The organism is Citrobacter portucalensis (assembly GCF_023374935.1).
In the GTDB taxonomy this organism is placed as follows: domain Bacteria; phylum Pseudomonadota; class Gammaproteobacteria; order Enterobacterales; family Enterobacteriaceae; genus Citrobacter; species Citrobacter portucalensis.
Map to the genome: position 1 here is coordinate 4,912,864 of NZ_CP092466.1, position 20,481 is coordinate 4,933,344.

Below are 20,481 nucleotides of genomic sequence, written 5' to 3' on the forward strand. Positions count from 1 at the left end.
ATTTTTCTCATTCATCGCGAATAACAAGTTCCACTGATTCAAGTCGCCAGTATTCGAAATCAACCTGAACCACTTTTTTATCTCGGGTAGCCCGATGTTTTTCTACTAAAATTCCATACGTATTAGGCGCAACACCCAGCTCTTTGCAGGCCACTTCTGGCATATTGACCGGTTTAAAAATCATTTCTTTGATATTTAAAACATGGCCAAATGCATCTTCCCAGACGCTGGCAAAAGACTGATTGCCCAATTTATTAATGAATCCTGGCGCAACATCGGCATCAATATAGGATTCATGGTAAAACACTTTATGTGAATCAAGACCGCACCAACCGGTAACTAAATAACGATCGCCCGAAGAGAGAAAAACATCCTCAACATGGTGTGGGACTGTATCAATGGTTTCTTTGGTTAAATAATCCCAAAAAGGCTTACGTCCCTGAGCACAGGCTTCAGCATTGAAGCTGGAAAGTGATTTAGGGTTATAAATAAATCGCTTCGACGAAATAAACCAACCACTGCGGTTCTTACGGAAAATACGCGCATCGATCTCAAGCTCAATCAGAACCTGACGTAAGGTCATACGCTTTGCATCCAGCAGCTCACATAACTCCCTTTCCGAAGGCAATTTGGACCCCGCTGGTAAATTCTTCTCGTTTAACCAGCTTTCAAAGCGCTCCCTGAGCACATCAACATTGTTTTTCTTTTTCATTTCGCTCATCTGGTTTAAACCAATTTGAAGCTAAGATATTTGAGTGCAGGAAATACTCAAGTTTTTTTTCAACGCAGAGTTTCTTTTTGTGGGCCAGGTATCAAGAATGGCTTTGAAGCAAACTATGATCGTCAGGTTTTTGCCCGGTTTGGTACGCAGGGGATGAACCACGGGGGAGAGGTAAATCAGGTGTCGCCACCTGATTTAATTGCCAGATGAAGGTAGGTTTATTTTCCCCACAAACGGCGGGAATTGTCTTCGATCTTGCCGCTTAAACGGCGCTTTTGCATCGTTCTGGTCCAGCTTTTTGATAACCCGGCAGCCGACAGTAAACGATGATATTGCGAATCATCAAACGGCATATGCCAGGCGATAGCAATTGCCTCCTGTACGCTGACGTCGCTCACGCGTGACGCCAGGATCAACGGCGCGTCTGCTGACACCTGACCAGGCGCGATGACGCTGCACAGCCAGCCTGTCTTACCCGCATCCTGCATCTGGCTGGCCATATCGCTGATGCCAAAATGGAAATTCAGCTTAAAGCATGGCGAGCGCGGCTGCGTGACTTGAATCAGCGCCTCTCCCCACTGGAAAATGTCGCCAATATGCACATTATCTTCAGTCAGCCCCTCAGTAGAGAGGTTCTCACCAAACGCAGGCGCGACAAATAGCTCCGCCTGCTCCGGAAATGCTTGTCTCCAGTGCTGGTAGTGCTCACGCGGATAGTGACACAGCGCGCGATCCGGCCCGCCGTGAATTTTCGTTTCCGCCTGTTCATCCCCCGTCAGCCCCAGTTCGGTCAGCATCAGCTCACCGTCAATCTGGACTTTAGCAATCGCGCTAGGACGGCTTCCCGTGTAGTCCCGAACTTTGCCCGTAAAAACATCGACCGGATATCGCATCTGTTCCCTCTCCCGATAAATTTCCCCCATTACACCACATTTATTTTACCCCAGTCGCTCAAAATGAGAGCACGGTTCACATGAAACTTAGGGACACATGCTATCAATGTAATCTAGTTTTGAAACATCATTTCAAATAAGGAGTCGACAACGTGACTGGTCAATCGCAATTTGCTGGCGTCTGGTGTCCTTCCATTACGCCAATGGACAATGACGGCAAGATCGATCTCAACGGTCTAAGCCAGCATCTCAAACGCCTTACCGAGGCCAAAATCGACGTGATTTTGCTGATGGGTAGCATCGGGGAATTTGCCTCCTTTACGCTCGAAGAAAGGCTGCTGCTGATCCGCGAAGCCCGTGCCATGAGCTCGCTAAAGATGGTCGCCAACGTCTCATCCACCTGCCAGAATGATGTTTTATTGATGGCACAGGAAGCGTATCGCTCAGATTACGATGCCGTGATGATCCTGCCGCCCTATTACTACGGACAAACGGCGAAACAGCTGCTGAGCTACTTCCGTCAGTTGGGGCAGAAACTCAGCGGCAAATGGTTTGCTTATAACTTCCCGGCACGCACCGGCTGCGATTTAACCCCCGAGCTGGTTGCCTCCCTCGCCGCCGAGTTCCCGAATTTCGCTGGCATTAAAGACACCGTCGACTGTCAGTCCCATACCCGCAGCATGATTCAGACCACCCGCGCCGTGCGGGAGGATTTTGCCGTGCTGTCCGGCTATGACGAATACTACATTCCCAACCTGTTAGCAGGTGGCGCGGGGATTATTTCAGGGTTGAACAACGTCATGCCGGAACTGTTTGTCAGCGCGCGGGAAGCGTTTAAACAGGGCGACCTGGCAGCGCTTCGCAATATTCAGGACCAGATTGGCACCTACATGTCCATCTATGCTATCGGCGAAGATTTTGTCACCACCATCAAAACCGTGGTATCGCGTAAGTTTGGCTATTGTACCGGCGTGTCACGTAATGCCGGTGGAGAGTTGAACGAGAGTGAGTGTCGAACAATCGATGAGGTGTTTGTCGTCAAAGGGTAAATAATTAAGCCGGATGGTGCAGACCATCCGGCTTAAGAGACTTACTTCACGGTGCCACGAATATCAATTTCTGCCGCCCTTGCTTTGGCCCTTTTCGACCAGATAGACGTGATAATCGGCACCAGAATGGAGGTCACAATCACCGACGTGGCGACCAGGGAAGTTGCTGCCGGTGCCATCGGTTTAAATGCCGGAACCATTTCAGCAATCAGCACAGGCGTAGCAACCGCCGCCCCCGCAGAACTGGAAGCGGCAATCCCCGCCGTACCATCGCCACCACCAATCAGTTTATCGGCGATAATCAATGGAATACCAGTGATGATAATCACCGCCACGCCCAGCAGAATACCCAGCACGCCGGTCTGCGCAATCACGCTCAAATCAATGGTGTTACCTAATGCGAAGGCAAAGAACGGGATCAGCGTCTGCACCGCTTTGCTGAAGAACTCCCGCAGTTCAGGGTCCAGATTCCCCAGCGCAAAGCCAATCAGGAACGGCAATACTGCACCAACAAATACGTGTGGTTCAAACGACGCGATCCCGGCGGTTCCCAGAATCACCATGGTCATCAGCGGGCCAGACTCCAGCGACATCAGGACAAACGCCCCGGCCTCTTCTTTGGTGCCGTACTGCTGCATAATCGAGGCATACAGCCCGCCGTTGGTCATATCCATCGCGGCCACCAGCGCCAGCGTAGACAACCCTGCGAAGAATCCAACCTCTACACCATGTTCCGGCAGAATGCGTGAAGCAATCGCTGCAACCACCCACGCCACCAGAATCTTGGTGATGACTAACGTACCTGATTTACGCAGCACGGTGCCGGTGGCGCTTAGCTTGATCGACGCCCCCATGCAAAAGAACCAGACTGCCAGGATAGGCACCGTACCGGTGATCATACCGTTGGTAAAAGAGCCGAAATATTTCCCGGCACCGGGGGAAAAGGTGTGACACAACGCGCCCAGGAAAAGCGGCACCAGCATCATACCGCCTGGGATTTTCTCTATCGTACGTTTGATCTGCATTTCCATCACCTGTAGACATAAAAATGGGGCAATTTTTATGGGCGATTGCATCTTACTTTGAGATGCGCCCGTCTTGATGAAAAGAAGATAGACATTCATAGAGACTATAAAAGTGATCCCACTCGCATAATAAAACCTTGTTTCAATTTAAGTGGATCATTGTTTTTATATTGAGTTTGATCACAAAAAAACCCCACAAGCATCGCTTGCAGGGCTTTGTTAAAGCGTAGAACTTATTTTTTTGCTGCGAAACGCGCGGCAGCTTCGTCCCAGTTCACGACGTTCCAGAACTCTTTGATGTAGTCCGGGCGACGGTTCTGGAATTTCAGGTAGTAAGCGTGTTCCCAAACGTCCAGGCCCACGATTGGGAAACCGGAAGCGCCAGAGATAGCTTCACCCATCAGCGGGGAATCCTGGTTGGCGGTGGAAACAACAGCCAGTTTGTCACCTTTCAGAACCAGCCACGCCCAGCCGGAGCCAAAGCGGGTTGCCGCTGCTTTTTCAAATTCAGCTTTGAAGTTGTCAACGGAGCCGAAGTCACGTTCGATAGCCGCTTTCAGGTCGCCCTGCAGCGTAGTACCGGTTTTCAGGCCTTTCCAGAACAGGCTGTGGTTAGCGTGACCGCCCGCGTTGTTACGCAGTACGGTTTTCTTGTCTGCTGGCAGTTGATCCAGTTTGGTGATCAACTCTTCAACGGACAGGCTGGCGAATTCAGGCAGGCTTTCCAGCGCAGCGTTGGCGTTATTTACGTAAGCCTGGTGGTGTTTGGTGTGGTGGATTTCCATCGTCTGCTTATCGAAGTGCGGTTCAAGGGCATCATAAGCGTACGGCAGGGATGGCAGTGTATAACTCATAATCATCTCCAGTATTGTCGGGCGGCCAGTGTTAACGCCGCGTAAGCAGTTGGGTCATTATAGTTAATTAAATGATATTGAAAATGATTATCAATGCCGTACTTTTTACAGGGTCTTAATGAATCAAAACCATTGTTAAAGATGTGAGCCGAATCACCCACTTAACGTGATGATTGCCAACATGCGCAAAAGGACGGCAATCGTTAAAAGGTTAACCACCTGCGTAATTTTTAAACTCGTTAGGTCGGAGGGGTCATTACCGACGATAAAAAATAACGAGGATTAAGTCATGAGTAACGCGATTACGATGGGTATCTTTTGGCATTTGATAGGGGCAGCCAGTGCCGCCTGTTTCTATGCCCCGTTCAAGCAAGTCAAACATTGGTCATGGGAAACGATGTGGTCGGTTGGCGGGATCGTCTCCTGGATAATCCTGCCGTGGACCATCAGCGCCATGTTACTTCCCGATTTCTGGGCCTACTTCAGCTCCTTCAGCCTCTCCACACTGGCGCCGGTATTTCTGTTTGGTGCAATGTGGGGGATTGGCAATATCAACTATGGCCTGACCATGCGCTATCTCGGTATGTCGATGGGTATCGGGATTGCGATAGGTATTACGCTGATTGTCGGCACGCTGATGACCCCGATTATCAACGGCAATTTTGATGTACTGATCAATACCTCTGGTGGCCGCATGACGCTGCTTGGCGTACTGGTCGCGCTGATTGGCGTGGGCATTGTTACCCGTGCCGGTCAGTTAAAAGAACGAAAAATGGGCATCAAAGCGGAAGATTTCAACCTGAAAAAAGGTCTGGTTCTGGCCGTCATGTGCGGTATTTTCTCCGCCGGGATGTCCTTTGCGATGAACGCAGCGAAACCGATGCACGATGCCGCCGCCGCGTTGGGCGTCGATCCGCTGTATGTCGCCCTGCCTAGCTATGTGGTCATTATGGGCGGTGGCGCGCTTGTTAACCTGGGCTTCTGCTTCATTCGTCTGGCAAAAGTGAAGAACTTGTCGATAAAAGCCGACTTCTCGTTAGCCAAACCGCTGATTATCACCAACGTGCTGCTCTCTGCGCTTGGTGGCTTGATGTGGTATCTGCAATTCTTCTTCTACGCCTGGGGCCACGCACGTATTCCGGCGCAGTATGACTATGTAAGCTGGATGCTGCACATGAGCTTCTATGTTCTGTGCGGCGGGATTGTCGGTCTGGTATTGAAAGAGTGGAAAAACGCGGGTCGTCGTCCGGTCAGCGTGCTAAGCCTCGGCTGCGTAGTGATCATTGTCGCGGCAAACATTGTCGGTCTGGGAATGGCCAGCTAAGCATGCTGAGTACTGAGATGACGCCACTGGCTCGGCGTCATCCCGGTTTCCCGCGTAAATACCACCGAAAAGTAGTTACTGTCCTCAAAGCCGCAGCGCATGGAAATCTCGCTAATCATCAACCGACTATGTTTGAGCAGATACTGCGCATGGCAAACCCGCACCTGGCGGAGATACTGGTTGATGGTCATCCCGGTCTGGCTGCGAAACTGCTGGCGCAAAACGCGCTCGCTGCATTGTTCGCGCTCGCAAAACGTATCCAGTTCAAACGCATGCTCATGGCTACCGGCTAATGCGGTGATCAGTTTATCCAGCAGCGTTTCACTGGAGGTCGCCGGGAGCGTATCCGTGGCATAACGATGCCGCTTAAGGTGTGTCACCAACTGCCCGAACAGCAGTTCAGCCATGGTAAAAGCCTGTGCATCACGTTGATTGCTTTCATGCTCAAGCTGGCTTATCACCTGTCGGACCTGGCTCATGCCAACGCTACCGAGTCGCCAGTGCGGCTGCCTCGGCGTACCGTCAAATCCGGGGATCGCCCCTTGCCAGTCAACATTCAGCGTCAACCGCTCCGGGCAGTAGATGATATTTTGCAACACCAGGTCGTTCACGGAGGTGTAGGAGTGTTTATCTTCGGCGCGAATGTAAAACAGATCGCCACGGGTTATCCGGTACGGGCGATCGTTAAGGACATGCAGACCATTACCGCGCCAGACCATGACCAGCTCGCAAAACTCGTGGGTATGCTCAGCAAAGACATCCTGCGGATAACGGTCAGCCACGGCCACAGCCTGCTGCTCATGCGCAAAGAAGTCTGATTTCAGAAGGACCAGATGATTCGCCATCACAATATTCCCTGTCGGATGGCGGCTACGCCTTATCCGACCTACAGATTACGTGACACGTAGGCCGGATAAGGCGTAGCCACCATCCGGCGTTAAGGGACATGATTATCTGAGATTCGGCGGTAAAAAACGTTGATAGCTTTCGCGTTACTGGAGGCGGCTTGCCACAACGAGATCGCGCCCCTGACGAATATCGCGTGGTGACCACTTGAACTCACGACGAAAAAGCGTCGAAAAGTGGTTACTGTCGCCGAATCCGCAGAGATAAGCGATATCTGTCACACTGTCATCACTGTGGCGAAGCAGATGCCGGGCCTTGATCAGCCGCAAGCGGTTAAGGTAGCGCTGCGGCGTCAATCCGGTTTGCTGTTTGAGCTGGCGATGCAGAGTGCGCAAAGAGAGGGAAAACTTCTCGGCCAGCGCCTCCCAACACACCTCGTCGGCAAAGTTATCTTCCAGCCACGCCATCAGGAGGTTAAGCCGCGCGTCGTTATCGGTCGCGGCTTCCATCAGGCTGCTTTTACGCAGCAGCACCAGCAGCTGCATAAACAGGATCTCGCGATTTGCCGCCGTTGGTGTATCCATCCCCTCACCGAGCGCTTCCATCTGCCCCACCAGTTGTCGAACCTGCTGCAATACCCCCTGATTCACCCGCCAGTGGGAGGGATACTGCCCATTCTGTTCCTGAGGTAAAAGCTGATTCAGCCCAGCCAGAAATTGAAACGCATCCGGGGAGCGATACAACACATTGGTCAGGCACAGATTGTCAGTATGTTCATATAAATGCCGGTCATGATCGCGAACGAAACACACCGTACCGCCGCTGATTGTGTAAGGCTGCCCGTTGAACACATGGATCCCCGTTCCATGTTCGACCACCACAATTTCATGAAAATCATGATGATGCTCTGGAAACGCAGGTTGAGGAAGCCGAGGTTCAATAGCTACTGGCGCTTTACCTGTCGGAAAAAAATCCACGCAATGCAATACCGTCATGATGACATCCTTCCCGATCAAATGAACATGGCTGAATAGTAATTAAGGGTTATCACCCTCACCTTAAATTTTTGACGCCAAAGTGCGTAAACACGGTCAATTCTTCAAGAAATGGCGGGAAAGATCGGGAATTGCGGAAGGCGTCACATCTGCTAAAACAGGTGCTATTAATAGAAATTGTGAACAGCGTCACGTTCACCTTTGCCATGTTGCCAGCCGCTAATTGTGGCTGTCACTGTCAAGAAGGTACGCGTTATCTGGGGTTCTTAGACTGAGTGCAATAAAACTCAGAAGGACCTCGCTATGACTTTTCGCCATTGTGTCGCAGTCGATCTCGGCGCATCCAGTGGGCGCGTAATGCTGGCGCGTTATGACAGTGAACACCGCTCCCTGACGCTACGTGAAATCCACCGCTTCATGAACTGCCTGCAAAAAACAGACGGTTTTGACACCTGGGACATCGACAGCCTGGAAAACGATATTCGTCTTGGCCTGAAAAAAGTCTGCGATGAAGGCATTCGGATAGACAGCATCGGCATTGATACCTGGGGCGTGGATTACGTTCTGATCGATAACGTCGGTCAACGTGTCGGTCTGCCGGTCTCTTACCGTGACAGCCGCACGACTGGCATTATGGCGCAGGCGATGGAACAGCCGGGTAAAGGTGAAATTTACCGCCGTAGCGGCATTCAGTTTCTGCCCTTTAACACCCTGTATCAACTGCGTGCACTGGTTGAACAGCAGCCAGAACTGCTCCCGCAGGTGGCCCATGCCCTGCTGATCCCCGACTACTTCAGCTTTCGCCTGACCGGCAAAATGAACTGGGAATACACCAACGCCACCACCACCCAGCTAGTCAATATCAATACCGACGACTGGGATGACACACTGCTGGCGTGGACCGGGGCAGACAAAGCCTGGTTTGGTCGCCCGACGCATCCTGGGAACGTGATCGGCCACTGGATTTGCCCACAGAAAAACCAAATTCCGGTTGTCGCCGTCGCCAGTCACGACACGGCCAGCGCGGTCATTGCTTCTCCGCTGGCCGATAAAAACAGCGCCTATCTCTCTTCCGGGACCTGGTCGCTGATGGGCTTTGAGAGCAGAACACCGTATACCAATGATGTGGCGCTGGCGGCGAATATCACCAATGAAGGCGGCGCGGAAGGACGCTACCGTGTCCTGAAAAATATCATGGGGCTGTGGCTGCTCCAGCGCGTATTAAAAGAGCGCCAGATTACCGACCTGCCAACGCTTATCAGCCAAACGCAAGCGCTGCCGGCCTGCCAGTTCCTGATAAACCCGAACGACGATCGCTTTATCAACCCCGACGATATGAGTGCAGAAATTCAGGCAGCATGCCGTGAATCAGGCCAACCCGTTCCTCTGCAAAACGCCGAACTGGCGCGCTGTATCTTCGACAGCCTGGCGTTGCTGTACGCCGACATCCTGCAAGAACTGGCACAACTGCGTGGTGCAGCATTTAGCCAACTGCACATTGTCGGTGGCGGCTGCCAGAACACCTTACTGAACCAGCTGTGTGCGGACGCCTGCGGTATTCGCGTGATGTCCGGGCCGATTGAGGCCTCCACGCTCGGCAATATTGGCATCCAGCTGATGACGCAGGACGAGCTGAACAACGTCGATGATTTCCGTCAGGTGGTGCGCGCCAACTACGAACTGACCACCTTCATTCCCAATCCTGAAAGTGAAATTGCCCGCTACCAGGCGCAGTTTCAATCACTACGACAGACAAAGGAGCTTTGCGCATGACCACTCAACTTGAACAAGCCTGGGAACTGGCAAAACTGCGTTTCGCCGCGGTAGGCATTGATGTCGAGGCGGCCTTACGCCAGCTCGATCGTCTGCCGGTCTCCATGCACTGCTGGCAGGGCGATGATGTCGCCGGTTTCGAAAATCCGGAAGGCTCGCTCACTGGCGGTATTCAGGCTACCGGTAACTATCCGGGTAAAGCGCGTAACGCCACCGAACTGCGGGCCGATCTGGAGCAGGCGCTGAGCCTGATTCCTGGTCCAAAACGTCTGAATTTGCACGCGATCTATCTGGAATCTGATACGCCGGTTGCACGCGACCAAATCAAACCTGAGCACTTTAAAAACTGGGTGGAGTGGGCGAAAGCGAACCAGTTAGGGCTGGATTTCAACCCATCCTGCTTCTCACACCCGCTGAGCGCCGACGGTTTCACTCTGGCGCACGCCGACGACACCATTCGCCAGTTCTGGATCGATCACTGCAAAGCCAGCCGTCGCGTCTCGGCGTATTTTGGCGAGCAGTTGGGTACACCATCGGTGATGAACATCTGGATCCCGGATGGCATGAAAGACATCACCGTTGACCGTTTAGCGCCGCGCCAGCGTCTGCTGGACGCACTGGACGAAGTGATCAGCGAGAAACTCGACCCGGCGCACCATATCGATGCCGTCGAAAGCAAGCTGTTTGGCATCGGTGCGGAAAGCTACACCGTGGGCTCTAACGAGTTTTACATGGGTTACGCCACCAGCCGCCAGACCGCACTGTGTCTGGATGCGGGCCACTTCCATCCGACTGAAGTGATCTCCGACAAAATTTCCGCCGCCATGCTGTATGTACCGCGCCTGCTGCTGCACGTCAGTCGTCCGGTGCGTTGGGACAGCGATCACGTGGTGCTGCTGGATGATGAAACTCAGGCGATTGCCAGCGAGATCGTTCGCCACAACCTGTTCGACCGCGTACACATTGGCCTCGACTTCTTCGACGCCTCCATTAACCGCATCGCCGCGTGGGTGATCGGCACTCGCAATATGAAAAAAGCCCTGCTGCGCGCGCTGTTAGAACCCACCGAGCAACTGCGTCAGCTCGAAGCCAGCGGCGACTACACCGCACGCCTGGCCCTGCTGGAAGAGCAAAAATCGCTGCCGTGGCAGGCCGTCTGGGAGATGTATTGCCAGCGCCATGACACGCCTGCGGGCAGCCAGTGGCTGGACAGCGTGCGCGCTTATGAAAAAGAGATTTTGAGCAAACGTAGCTAACCGTGACGCCAGGCTTGTAGGCCGGATAAGACGCCCCGCGTCGCCATCCGGCAAAAAATGAAACACGATTGCCGGATGGCGCTTCGCTTATCCGGCCTACGTAAGACCCGATAACGTTCGGGCAATAAACAGGAACACCGAACATGCAAAAAATTACGACTTCCTGGTTCGTCCAGGGGATGATCAAAGCCACTTCTGATGCGTGGCTGAAAGGCTGGGACGAGCGTAATGGCGGCAACCTGACGCTGCGTCTTGATGAAGCAGATATCGCGCCGTTTAGCGCCGATTTCCACGAAAAACCACGCTATATTGCGCTAAGTCAGCCGATGCCGCTGCTGGCAAACACACCGTTTATCGTCACCGGTTCCGGTAAGTTTTTCCGTAACGTCCAGCTCGATCCCGCGGCAAACTTGGGCGTGGTACAAATAGACAGCGACGGTGCGGGCTACCACATCCTCTGGGGCCTGACCCACGAGGCCGTGCCGACCTCTGAACTGCCGGCTCACTTCCTCTCTCACTGCGAACGCATTAAAGCGACGAACGGTAAAGACCGCGTGATCATGCACTGCCATGCCACCAACCTGATCGCTCTGACCTACGTACTGGAAAACAACACAGCGCTGATTACCCGCAAGCTGTGGGAAGGCAGCACCGAGTGCCTGGTGGTGTTCCCGGATGGCGTTGGCATTCTCCCGTGGATGGTGCCGGGTACGGATGAAATCGGCCAGGCGACCGCACAGGAAATGCAGAAACATTCGCTTGTTCTGTGGCCGTTCCACGGCGTGTTCGGAAGCGGACCTACCCTAGACGAAGCGTTCGGTTTGATAGATACCGCAGAGAAATCCGCCGAAGTTCTGGTCAAAATCTTTTCGATGGGCGGTATGAAGCAGACCATCTCACGTGAAGAGCTGGTCGCACTTGGCAAACGCTTTGGTGTTACGCCGCTGGCAAGCGCCATAGAGCTGTACTGATACCTCCCAACTCAACGCCGGATACGGCTTCGCTTTATCCGGCCTACAGGATTTTATTATTAAGGAGAATAATGATGAGCTTTATGTTGGCACTGCCAAAAATTAGCCTGCATGGCGCCGGCGCGATTGCCGATATGGTGAATCTCGTGGCGAATAAACAATGGGGCAAAGCGCTGATCGTCACCGATGGTCAACTGGTAAAACTGGGCCTGCTGGATAGCCTGTTTGCCGCGCTGGATAAACATCAAATGTCTTACCACTTGTTTGATGAAGTATTCCCGAACCCGACAGAAGAGCTGGTACAGAAAGGGTTTGCGGCCTATCAGGGCGCAGAATGTAACTACATCATCGCCTTCGGTGGCGGCAGCCCGATCGATACCGCCAAAGCGGTGAAAATCCTGACAGCCAACCCTGGCCCTTCTACCGCTTACTCCGGCGTGGGCAAAGTGAAAAATGCTGGCGTCCCGCTGGTCGCCATCAACACTACCGCCGGTACGGCAGCAGAGATGACCAGCAACGCGGTCATTATCGACTCTGCCCGTAAGGTCAAAGAGGTGATCATCGACCCAAATATCATCCCGGATATCGCTGTGGATGATGCCAGCGTCATGCTGGAAATCCCGGCCTCCGTCACCGCCGCAACCGGTATGGACGCCCTGACCCACGCGGTGGAAGCCTATGTTTCCGTTGGTGCACATCCGCTCACTGATGCTAACGCACTGGAAGCGATTCGCCTGATCAACCTGTGGCTACCAAAAGCGGTCGACGACGGTCATAACCTCGAAGCTCGTGAGCAAATGGCGTTTGGTCAGTATCTGGCGGGGATGGCATTTAACAGCGCTGGTCTGGGTCTGGTGCATGCGCTGGCGCACCAGCCGGGCGCAACCCATAATCTGCCACACGGCGTCTGCAACGCCATCCTGCTGCCGGTAATCGAAAACTTTAACCGTCCTAACGCCGTGACGCGCTTTGCCCGCGTGGCGCAGGCAATGGGCGTCGATACCCGTGACATGAGCGATGAAGCGGCAAGTATGGAGGCCATCAACACGATTCGTGCACTCAGCAAGCGTGTCGGTATTCCTGCGGGCTTTAGTTCCCTTGGCGTGACGAAAGAGGATATTGAAGGCTGGCTGGATAAAGCGTTGGCCGATCCGTGTGCGCCATGCAACCCGCGCACCGCCAGCCGCGACGAGGTCCGTGAGCTGTATCTGGAGGCGTTATGATCCGCAAGGCCTTTGTGATGCAGGTGAATGCCGACGCGCACGTTGAATATCAACGTCGGCACAATCCCATCTGGCCAGAGCTGGAAGCTGTGCTGAAAGAGCACGGCGCCCATCACTACGCGATTTATCTCGATCAGGCGCGCAATCTGCTGTTCGCCACCGTTGAGATTGAGTCCGAAGAACGCTGGAATGCCGTTGCCAGCACCGACGTTTGCCAACGTTGGTGGAAGCATATGCGTGACGTAATGCCAGCAAACCCGGACAACAGCCCGGTTAGCGCAGAGCTAAAAGAAGTGTTTTATTTGCAGTAAGTTATATGCCCGGTGGCGCAAGCTTACCGGGCCTACGGTTTCGTTTTTTGTAGGTCGGATAAGCGATAGCGCCATCCGACAATTCAATTTTGCTCAGAGACCAGAATCGCCTGGGTGTCAGGCTCCAGCGCTTTAAAAATATGCGCCCGATCGGCGGGGTAACAAATATAGTCCCCCTCGCCTAACTCCTCCGGGGCTTCCGTCAATCCTACCATCGCCTTACCCTGCGTCACGATGATGTGTTCAACCGATCCCGGTGGATGCGGCTGTGAAATACGATCCGCGCCCGGCTGCGTCAGCAGCAGATAGATATCCCGCCGCGCCCCCGGCGGGCAGGCGGCCAGTAAAATGGCCTGATAGTGGGCCTGCTCAGCCACCACCTTTGTTCCTTCGCCGCGGCGAATCACCTGCGTTTTTTGTTCCTGCGGCTCCAGCAGGCGAGCAAAGGGAATATCTAACGCCACACACAGCGACCAGAGCGTTTCCAGGCTAGGATTGCCATTGCCCGCTTCCAATTGCGAGAGTGTCGATTTTGCAATCCCTGCGCGACGGGCAATCTCTGCCAATGACAAACCGGTGCGCTGACGTTCACGCACAAGGCTTTTCGCGATCATACTGATGGGCTGGGTCATTCACGACTCCATGTTCTCTATATCGAACGATTCGTTCGACTTGTAATATTAACTGGTCGCGTTCATTATAATGGAAATTCGTTCGATATGGCTAAAACGGTATGAAACATTATTTTTCCAGTCTCAATGGCGACACGATAAAAGCAATATTTTTAGTCTGTCTGGCCGTCGGCGTAGTCGGCATGTCATACGGCTCGTTGGCGATGGCCTACGGCTTCCCACTGTGGGTACCGTTTGTGCTTTCGATTACGGTACTGGCGGGTGCGTCCGAGTTTATGTTTATCGGCATCGTCGCCAGTGGCGGTAACCCACTGGCGGCTGCGGCTGCCGGCTTACTGGTCAACGCCCGACACGTGCCGTTTGGCGTCACGGTGCGCGATCTGGTGGGCTCGCGGGCTGCGAGTTTCCTCGGCTGTCATATCATGAACGACGAAAGCGTAGTCTTTGGCCTGTCGCAAAAAACGCCCGAACAACGTAAAGCCGCCTTCTGGCTGTGCGGTCTGGGCGTCGCGCTTTTCTGGCCTGTTGGCACACTGATCGGCGCGGGCGTCGGCAAACTGCTCCCCGCCCCGGAAACCATCGGTCTGGATGCCGTCTTCCCTGCAATTTTATTAGCCTTAGTGGTCCCGGCCTTTAAAAACCGCACCACGCTGATTCGCGCCTGTAGCGGCGCCGGGTTGTCGCTTGCCGCCATCCCCTTTGCGCCGGTTGGTTTACCGGTTCTGCTTTCACTGTTTGGCTTACTGACGAGGAAAAAATAATGGGCAACATGACGCTGTTTATCGTCGGTATCGCCATGTTATCTCTGGGAACCTATTTGATGCGTTTAGGGGGAGCGAAGCTTGGGAGCCGTTTAGCGTTCTCGGAACGCTCGCAGGCGCTGCTTTCCGACGCCGCAACGGTATTATTGTTCTCCGTGGCGCTGGCGACCACCTTATACGAAGGAGAACACTTCTCTGGCATGGCGCGCGTGCTGGGCGTGGCTTTTGCGGTATTTCTCGCATGGCGCAAGATGCCGCTAATCGTGGTGATCGTCGCTGCCGCAGTGGTGACCGCATTGCTGCGAATGGCGGGTATAAACTAAAAAAGCGCCTCAAGGGCGCTCTTTCGACAGTACTAAGGTATCTTATTTCAGCAGTTCGGCGGTCATGTGCACGCGGTTACCGGTGTATGCCTGAGTGATTTTGTAATCGCTGGCGCCTGCACGTTCAGCCTGAGCGGCGATTTTTGCTTCAGCGCTTTCCAGCGTAGAACCGGTTGCGGTCACTGTCTGAGCAGCGAAGGAACCGAAAGAAGTAGCCAGAGCGATAACTGCGACAAAAGTTTTGATGCTTTTCATGATATAAACCCTTTAACTTAGTTGTTTGAGTAAGGCACCGTGCCTTGATGTGATAAATAATAGGCTGATACCCGAACAACTGAAAGCGGAAGGATTTGCCAGTCTTATTCAAATTATTTGAGAGATAAGATGTTACGTAATCAGGAATCACAATGGCTTGCTGGCAGCCGTAGAAAAACGCAACAGGCGGGTAATTGGTTACTTCGTCAGGGTGAACCACAAAGTAAAATTCATCTTTTACATCATGGTGTGGCTCGTGCGGTTTATCACGCGGACAACGGCGTTGAAAGGGTTAAAGAGTTCTACTTTGCCGGGGAATACTGCTTTCTGTACCTGAACTGGCTAACTAACACACCTGCCGATTACAGCCTACAAATGATCGCCGCGGGAGAAACCACTGAAATACCCTTGGCTTTGCTTGATGCGCCGGAAAATCAGGATATTAAGACTCAGCTACTGGTCCAGCAATTGATCTACAAAGAGAAAAAAGAGCAAATGCTGCTGCTCAATACCCCAGAGCAACGCTATCAGTACGTACAAACACACTTCCCGGACTGGGAGTCACAGCTCACCCAGCGCGATCTTGCCAGCTATATCGGCATTACCCCCGTTAGCCTGTCCCGTATTCGCCAGCGTCTTAACAAAGGTTAACGCCTTACGGTGATGCGTCGATTATTGTCCCGTCACTCTTTAATAGATGGCGACCACAATGAACGCATTTCTTCTTTCTCAGATGCTGGCTGGCATCAGCTTCTTACTGGATATTTCCGCTTTTCATTTTCAACGCCGGGCTATCACTTTAACGCTGCTCACCAGTTCTACGTCTCTGTTAGCTATCCATTTCTATCTTTTGGATCAACACGCTGCGGCTGGGTTAATGATCATTGCCGCATGCCGCTACGCGACAGCCATCGTCACCTTTCACCGCTGGGTGATGTGGGGATTTATGCTGGGGTCGCTGCTATGTAGCATTTATCTTTGGCAAAATCTGTCGAGTATTTTGCCGCTGATGGGAAGCCTGCTGATGACCTTTGCGTCATTTCAAAAACGCAGCGGAAAATTACGGGGATACACCTTGTGCGGCAGCCTGTGTTGGCTGCTGAACAATGTGATTGTTGGCTCGCCAGTTGCCGTAATCATGGAACTGGCATTTTCCGGCAGTATTCTGGCCGCCTGGTGGCGTCACAGCGCGACCAGACGTTGCGGATGCGTATAGATCGTCGCCCTGCCCGGTTTGCAAAAACCCACCAGCGTCAGGTTACAACGTTCGGCAACTTCCACGGCGAGCGTTGTCGCCGCAGAAACAGCAAACAGGATCTCCACACCGCACATCGCCGATTTCTGCACCATCTCATAACTGGCACGGCTGGAGACTAATACCGCGCCCTGTTGCCAGGTTTCCCCTTCGATTGCACGTCGTCCCAGCAGTTTATCCAACGCAACATGACGTCCAACATCTTCATGCCCGCCCGCCAGATGACCTGACGGCTGTACCCAGGCAGCCGCGTGCGTGCAGCCTGTCAGTTGCCCCACGGGTTGAAAATCGTTGAGGTGTCGTAAAGCGTTATCAAGATTCGCCAGATCGAATGTCTGGGTAAACGGCAGCGGCTGGACCGGCTTGCCAATGTCATTGAGCTGCTCCACGCCACAAACGCCGCAACCTGTGCGACCGGCTAGCGCGCGACGACGCTCCTTCAGCCCCATAAAGCGACGGCTGGACAGTTCAACCTGCACTTCCAATCCGTTGCAGGAAGGCACTACGTCCATTCCGTAGATATCCTGCGGGGACTCAATAATGCCTTCAGAAAGTGAAAAACCCACCGCGAAGTGCTCAAGATCTTTCGGTGATGCCATCATCACCACGTGCGAAATCCCGTTGTATACCAGCGCAACAGGCACTTCTTCAGCTACCTCATCAGGCTGAGGATGTTGCAAATCCTCGCGCTTCCAGAGGGTCAACTGGCGCGATCCTGTCGAAGATGTCACATTCTTGATGTTTTCTTGAATAATCTTATTCACTTTCTTTTAACCATATTGGAACACGCATACCAACATTGTGGTATTCTTTACAAATCCCTCCTGGACGGAGGGAAATTCACCCAATTCTGGACCTTTGCGGTCCCGTCCGCAAAGAAAAATAACAACCACTTCCCTCGCGTTCGCGTTACAGAAAAGCGAAGGGAACGTGACAATGTCGAAACAAGGAGCGAACCATGCAGGTCAGCAGAAGGCAGTTCTTTAAGATCTGCGCTGGCGGTATGGCAGGCACCACGGCAGCGGCACTGGGCTTTGCACCCGGCGTAGCGCTCGCGGAAACACGGCAGTATAAACTGCTGCGCACCCGCGAAACCCGTAACACCTGCACTTACTGTTCCGTTGGCTGTGGACTGTTAATGTACAGCCTCGGTGACGGCGCAAAAAACGCCAAAGCATCCATCTTCCATATCGAAGGGGACCCGGATCACCCGGTGAACCGTGGCGCATTGTGCCCGAAAGGGGCAGGACTTGTGGACTTCATCCACTCCGAAAGCCGCCTGAAATTCCCGGAATATCGCGCACCAGGCTCAGATAAGTGGCAACAGATTAGCTGGGATGAGGCATTTGACCGCATCGCTAAGCTGATGAAAGAAGACCGCGACGCTAACTACGTTGCACAAAACGCTGAAGGCGTAACCGTTAACCGCTGGCTTTCCACCGGAATGCTGTGTGCTTCCGCTTCCAGTAACGAAACCGGCTATTTAACGCAAAAATTCTCCCGCGCGCTCGGTATGCTCGCGGTCGACAACCAGGCACGCGTCTGACACGGACCAACGGTAGCAAGTCTTGCTCCAACATTTGGTCGCGGTGCGATGACCAACCACTGGGTCGACATTAAAAACGCCAACCTCGTCGTGGTGATGGGCGGTAACGCCGCTGAAGCTCACCCGGTCGGATTCCGCTGGGCGATGGAAGCCAAAATTCACAACGGCGCGAAGCTGATTGTTATCGATCCACGCTTTACGCGAACCGCTGCGGTGGCTGATTTCTATGCGCCGATTCGTTCCGGTACTGACATTGCTTTCCTGTCAGGCGTTTTGCTGTACCTGCTGAACAACGAAAAATTCAACCGCGAATACACTGAGGCCTATACCAACGCCAGCCTGATCGTGCGTGAGGATTACGGTTTCGAAGATGGCCTGTTCACCGGCTACGACGCGGACAAACGCAAGTATGACAAAACCAGTTGGAACTACGAGCTGGATGAAAAAGGCTTCGCCAAACGCGATGTCACCCTGCAACATCCGCGCTGCGTGTGGAACCTGCTGAAACAGCACGTCTCCCGCTACACGCCGGACGTTGTAGAAAACATCTGCGGTACGCCAAAGGCCGACTTCCTGAAGGTCTGTGAGTACATTGCAGAAACCAGTGCCAAAGATAAAACCGCGTCGTTCCTGTACGCCCTGGGCTGGACACAACACTCCGTGGGTGCGCAGAACATCCGTACCATGGCGATGATCCAGTTGCTGCTTGGCAACATGGGGATGGCCGGTGGTGGCGTTAACGCCCTGCGCGGTCACTCCAACATTCAGGGTCTGACCGACTTAGGCCTGCTGTCACAAAGCCTGCCAGGCTATATGACGCTGCCAAGCGAGAAACAGACTGACCTGCAAACCTACCTTGCCGCCAACACGCCAAAACCGTTGCTGGAAGGTCAGGTGAACTACTGGGGCAACTACCCGAAATTCTTCGTTTCGATGATGAAAGCCTTCTTTGGCGATAAAGCGACAGCGGAAAACAGCTGGGGCTTCGACTGGCTGCCGAAGTGGGATAAAGGGTACGACGTCCTGCAGTACTTCGAGATGATGAATCAGGGCAAAGTGAATGGCTATATCTGCCAGGGCTTTAACCCGGTCGCGTCATTCCCGAACAAAAACAAAGTTGTGGCTTCACTGTCCAAACTGAAGTTCCTGGTCACTATCGACCCGCTCAACACCGAGACCTCCACTTTCTGGCAGAACCACGGTGAGTCAAACGATGTTGATCCGTCGAAAATCCAGACCGAAGTATTCCGTCTGCCGTCCACCTGCTTCGCCGAAGAGAACGGTTCTATCGTTAACTCCGGTCGCTGGCTGCAGTGGCACTGGAAAGGCGCGGATGCCCCGGGGATTGCCGTTACCGATGGCGAAATCCTCGCCGGTATCTTCCTGCGTCTGCGCAAGATGTATGCCGAGCAAGGTGGCGCGAACCCGGAACAGGTGCTGAGCATGACCTGGAACTACTCCACCCCGCACGAACCGGCTTCGGAAGAAGTGGCGATGGAGAGTAACGGTAAAGCGCTGGCCGACATTACCGACCCGGCAACCGGTGCGGTTATCGTCAAGAAAGGCCAACAGCTTAGCTCGTTCGCCCAACTGCGTGACGATGGCACGACCTCCAGCGGCTGCTGGATTTTTGCCGGTAGCTGGACGCCGGAAGGCAACCAGATGGCACGTCGCGATAACGCCGACCCGTCAGGCCTTGGTAATACGCTGGGCTGGGCCTGGGCATGGCCGCTTAACCGACGCATTCTGTATAACCGCGCCTCCGCTGATCCGCAGGGGAATCCGTGGGATCCAAAACGTCAGATCCTGAAATGGGATGGGGCGAAGTGGAGCGGGATGGATATTCCGGACTACAGTGCCGCCGCACCTGGCAGCAACGTAGGGCCGTTCATCATGCAGCCGGAAGGGATGGGACGCCTGTTTGCTATCGATAAGATGGCGGAAGGTCCGTTCCCGGAACACTACGAGCCGTTTGAAACACCGCTGGGGACTAACCCGCTGCACCCGAACGTTATCTCTAACCCTGCCGCGCGCATCTTTAAAGGTGACGAAGAAGCACTGGGTAAAGCAGATAAGTTCCCGTACGTCGGTACAACCTACCGTCTGACCGAGCACTTCCACTACTGGACCAAGCATGCGCTGCTGAATGCCATCGCTCAGCCGGAACAGTTTGTGGAAATTGGCGAGAAACTGGCGAATAAGCTCGGTATCTCCCACGGCGATACCGTCAAAGTCTCCTCTAATCGCGGCTACATTAAGGCCAAGGCGGTGGTGACCAAACGTATTCGCACGCTGAAGGCTAACGGTAAGGATATCGACACTATCGGTATTCCGATTCACTGGGGCTACGAAGGTGTGGCGAAAAAAGGCTTTATCGCTAACACGTTAACGCCATTCGTCGGTGATGCGAACACGCAGACGCCGGAATTTAAGTCCTTCCTCGTGAACGTGGAAAAGGTGTAACGGAG

General features: G+C 53.5%; 21 protein-coding genes. 12 read left to right on the top strand and 9 right to left on the bottom strand.

What is annotated here, in order from left to right:
• Positions 1-7 precede the first annotated feature (7 nt).
• Positions 8-712, bottom strand: a complete 705-nt coding sequence (locus tag LY264_RS23665; RefSeq protein WP_048227706.1) for a GntR family transcriptional regulator — start codon at positions 710-712, stop codon at positions 8-10.
• Between the two features lie 227 nt (positions 713-939).
• Positions 940-1,614, bottom strand: a complete 675-nt coding sequence (gene yiiM / locus LY264_RS23670; RefSeq protein ID WP_048227705.1) for a 6-hydroxyaminopurine reductase — start codon at positions 1,612-1,614, stop codon at positions 940-942.
• 152 nt (positions 1,615-1,766) lie between these two features.
• Between yiiM and LY264_RS23675 the strand changes: the two genes are divergently transcribed.
• Positions 1,767-2,663 (top strand): dihydrodipicolinate synthase family protein, encoded by an 897-nt coding sequence (locus LY264_RS23675; RefSeq protein WP_048227704.1) that lies wholly within the window; start codon positions 1,767-1,769, stop codon positions 2,661-2,663.
• 41 nt (positions 2,664-2,704) lie between these two features.
• Here LY264_RS23675 and kdgT read toward each other — a convergent pair whose 3' ends face one another.
• Together kdgT and sodA are read right to left on the bottom strand one after the other, a co-directional pair.
• On the bottom strand, positions 2,705-3,688 hold the full coding sequence (kdgT, locus tag LY264_RS23680) for a 2-keto-3-deoxygluconate transporter (RefSeq protein WP_020996114.1): 984 nt from the start codon (positions 3,686-3,688) through the stop codon (positions 2,705-2,707).
• A 233-nt stretch (positions 3,689-3,921) separates the two neighbouring features.
• Complete coding sequence (gene sodA, locus LY264_RS23685) at positions 3,922-4,542, bottom strand: superoxide dismutase [Mn] (RefSeq protein WP_003825239.1); 621 nt, start codon at positions 4,540-4,542, stop codon at positions 3,922-3,924.
• A gap of 289 nt (positions 4,543-4,831) precedes the next feature.
• Between sodA and rhaT the strand changes: the two genes are divergently transcribed.
• Entirely contained in the window at positions 4,832-5,866 is a 1,035-nt protein-coding gene (gene rhaT / locus LY264_RS23690) for an L-rhamnose/proton symporter RhaT (protein ID WP_003825242.1), read from the top strand.
• On the opposite strand, the gene rhaR is transcribed toward rhaT, so the two are convergent.
• Both rhaR and rhaS read right to left on the bottom strand, forming a co-directional pair.
• On the bottom strand, positions 5,863-6,711 hold the full coding sequence (gene rhaR / locus LY264_RS23695) for an HTH-type transcriptional activator RhaR (protein ID WP_048215191.1): 849 nt from the start codon (positions 6,709-6,711) through the stop codon (positions 5,863-5,865). The genes rhaT and rhaR overlap by 4 nt on opposite strands.
• Before the next feature lie 147 nt (positions 6,712-6,858).
• Complete coding sequence (gene rhaS / locus LY264_RS23700) at positions 6,859-7,707, bottom strand: HTH-type transcriptional activator RhaS (RefSeq protein ID WP_008787013.1); 849 nt, start codon at positions 7,705-7,707, stop codon at positions 6,859-6,861.
• A 303-nt stretch (positions 7,708-8,010) separates the two neighbouring features.
• On the opposite strand from rhaS, the gene rhaB reads away from it, so the two are divergent.
• The 5 genes from rhaB (at position 8,011) to rhaM (ending at position 13,241) form a co-directional block, all read left to right on the top strand.
• Positions 8,011-9,480, top strand: coding sequence for a rhamnulokinase (gene rhaB / locus LY264_RS23705; RefSeq protein WP_048227556.1), 1,470 nt, complete (start codon positions 8,011-8,013; stop codon positions 9,478-9,480).
• Positions 9,477-10,736 carry an L-rhamnose isomerase gene (rhaA, locus tag LY264_RS23710; RefSeq protein WP_008787011.1) on the top strand — a complete coding sequence of 420 codons (1,260 nt, stop codon included), beginning with the start codon at positions 9,477-9,479 and terminating at the stop codon, positions 10,734-10,736. The genes rhaB and rhaA overlap by 4 nt, the downstream gene beginning before the upstream one ends.
• A gap of 143 nt (positions 10,737-10,879) precedes the next feature.
• Positions 10,880-11,707 carry a rhamnulose-1-phosphate aldolase gene (gene rhaD, locus LY264_RS23715; protein ID WP_048227555.1) on the top strand — a complete coding sequence of 276 codons (828 nt, stop codon included), beginning with the start codon at positions 10,880-10,882 and terminating at the stop codon, positions 11,705-11,707.
• Positions 11,708-11,781: 74 nt separating this feature from the next.
• Entirely contained in the window at positions 11,782-12,930 is a 1,149-nt protein-coding gene (gene fucO, locus LY264_RS23720) for a lactaldehyde reductase (protein WP_071692612.1), read from the top strand.
• Entirely contained in the window at positions 12,927-13,241 is a 315-nt protein-coding gene (rhaM, locus tag LY264_RS23725; protein WP_003825253.1) for an L-rhamnose mutarotase, read from the top strand. The genes fucO and rhaM overlap by 4 nt, the downstream gene beginning before the upstream one ends.
• Positions 13,242-13,324: 83 nt before the next feature.
• On the opposite strand, the gene LY264_RS23730 is transcribed toward rhaM, so the two are convergent.
• Positions 13,325-13,873 (bottom strand): helix-turn-helix domain-containing protein, encoded by a 549-nt coding sequence (locus tag LY264_RS23730; protein ID WP_003825255.1) that lies wholly within the window; start codon positions 13,871-13,873, stop codon positions 13,325-13,327.
• A gap of 101 nt (positions 13,874-13,974) precedes the next feature.
• Between LY264_RS23730 and LY264_RS23735 the strand changes: the two genes are divergently transcribed.
• Entirely contained in the window at positions 13,975-14,634 is a 660-nt protein-coding gene (locus LY264_RS23735) for an AzlC family ABC transporter permease (RefSeq protein WP_071692611.1), read from the top strand.
• Positions 14,634-14,957 (top strand): AzlD domain-containing protein, encoded by a 324-nt coding sequence (locus LY264_RS23740; protein ID WP_048227553.1) that lies wholly within the window; start codon positions 14,634-14,636, stop codon positions 14,955-14,957. Before LY264_RS23735 ends, LY264_RS23740 begins: the two co-directional genes overlap by 1 nt.
• 42 nt (positions 14,958-14,999) lie before the next feature.
• Here the strand turns inward: LY264_RS23740 and LY264_RS23745 are convergent, their stop codons facing one another.
• Positions 15,000-15,212: a YdgH/BhsA/McbA family protein gene (locus LY264_RS23745; protein ID WP_003825262.1), complete on the bottom strand. Its 213-nt coding sequence runs from the start codon at positions 15,210-15,212 to the stop codon at positions 15,000-15,002.
• Positions 15,213-15,341: 129 nt separating this feature from the next.
• On the opposite strand from LY264_RS23745, the gene LY264_RS23750 reads away from it, so the two are divergent.
• Both LY264_RS23750 and LY264_RS23755 read left to right on the top strand, forming a co-directional pair.
• Complete coding sequence (locus LY264_RS23750; RefSeq protein WP_048227552.1) at positions 15,342-15,863, top strand: Crp/Fnr family transcriptional regulator; 522 nt, start codon at positions 15,342-15,344, stop codon at positions 15,861-15,863.
• A gap of 58 nt (positions 15,864-15,921) precedes the next feature.
• Complete coding sequence (locus tag LY264_RS23755; protein WP_032945569.1) at positions 15,922-16,428, top strand: YgjV family protein; 507 nt, start codon at positions 15,922-15,924, stop codon at positions 16,426-16,428.
• Here the strand turns inward: LY264_RS23755 and fdhD are convergent.
• Positions 16,395-17,231, bottom strand: coding sequence for a formate dehydrogenase accessory sulfurtransferase FdhD (gene fdhD / locus LY264_RS23760; protein WP_071692610.1), 837 nt, complete (start codon positions 17,229-17,231; stop codon positions 16,395-16,397). The two genes, LY264_RS23755 and fdhD, sit on opposite strands and share 34 nt — an antisense overlap.
• A 194-nt stretch (positions 17,232-17,425) precedes the next feature.
• Between fdhD and fdnG the strand changes: the two genes are divergently transcribed.
• Positions 17,426-20,476, top strand: a complete 3,051-nt coding sequence (gene fdnG / locus LY264_RS23765) for a formate dehydrogenase-N subunit alpha (protein ID WP_100247862.1) — start codon at positions 17,426-17,428, stop codon at positions 20,474-20,476.
• The last annotated feature ends 5 nt before the right edge of the window (positions 20,477-20,481 follow it).

Coding starts and splice junctions, on each gene's coding strand:
- LY264_RS23665 (WP_048227706.1), bottom strand. CDS start 712: ATGAAAAAGAAAAACAATGTTGATGTGCTCAGGGAGCGCTTTGAAAGC.
- yiiM (WP_048227705.1), bottom strand. CDS start 1,614: ATGCGATATCCGGTCGATGTTTTTACGGGCAAAGTTCGGGACTACACG.
- kdgT (WP_020996114.1), bottom strand. CDS start 3,688: ATGCAGATCAAACGTACGATAGAGAAAATCCCAGGCGGTATGATGCTG.
- sodA (WP_003825239.1), bottom strand. CDS start 4,542: ATGAGTTATACACTGCCATCCCTGCCGTACGCTTATGATGCCCTTGAA.
- rhaT (WP_003825242.1), top strand. CDS start 4,832: ATGAGTAACGCGATTACGATGGGTATCTTTTGGCATTTGATAGGGGCA.
- rhaR (WP_048215191.1), bottom strand. CDS start 6,711: ATGGCGAATCATCTGGTCCTTCTGAAATCAGACTTCTTTGCGCATGAG.
- rhaS (WP_008787013.1), bottom strand. CDS start 7,707: ATGACGGTATTGCATTGCGTGGATTTTTTTCCGACAGGTAAAGCGCCA.
- rhaB (WP_048227556.1), top strand. CDS start 8,011: ATGACTTTTCGCCATTGTGTCGCAGTCGATCTCGGCGCATCCAGTGGG.
- rhaA (WP_008787011.1), top strand. CDS start 9,477: ATGACCACTCAACTTGAACAAGCCTGGGAACTGGCAAAACTGCGTTTC.
- rhaD (WP_048227555.1), top strand. CDS start 10,880: ATGCAAAAAATTACGACTTCCTGGTTCGTCCAGGGGATGATCAAAGCC.
- fucO (WP_071692612.1), top strand. CDS start 11,782: ATGAGCTTTATGTTGGCACTGCCAAAAATTAGCCTGCATGGCGCCGGC.
- rhaM (WP_003825253.1), top strand. CDS start 12,927: ATGATCCGCAAGGCCTTTGTGATGCAGGTGAATGCCGACGCGCACGTT.
- LY264_RS23730 (WP_003825255.1), bottom strand. CDS start 13,873: ATGACCCAGCCCATCAGTATGATCGCGAAAAGCCTTGTGCGTGAACGT.
- LY264_RS23735 (WP_071692611.1), top strand. CDS start 13,975: ATGAAACATTATTTTTCCAGTCTCAATGGCGACACGATAAAAGCAATA.
- LY264_RS23740 (WP_048227553.1), top strand. CDS start 14,634: ATGGGCAACATGACGCTGTTTATCGTCGGTATCGCCATGTTATCTCTG.
- LY264_RS23745 (WP_003825262.1), bottom strand. CDS start 15,212: ATGAAAAGCATCAAAACTTTTGTCGCAGTTATCGCTCTGGCTACTTCT.
- LY264_RS23750 (WP_048227552.1), top strand. CDS start 15,342: ATGTTACGTAATCAGGAATCACAATGGCTTGCTGGCAGCCGTAGAAAA.
- LY264_RS23755 (WP_032945569.1), top strand. CDS start 15,922: ATGAACGCATTTCTTCTTTCTCAGATGCTGGCTGGCATCAGCTTCTTA.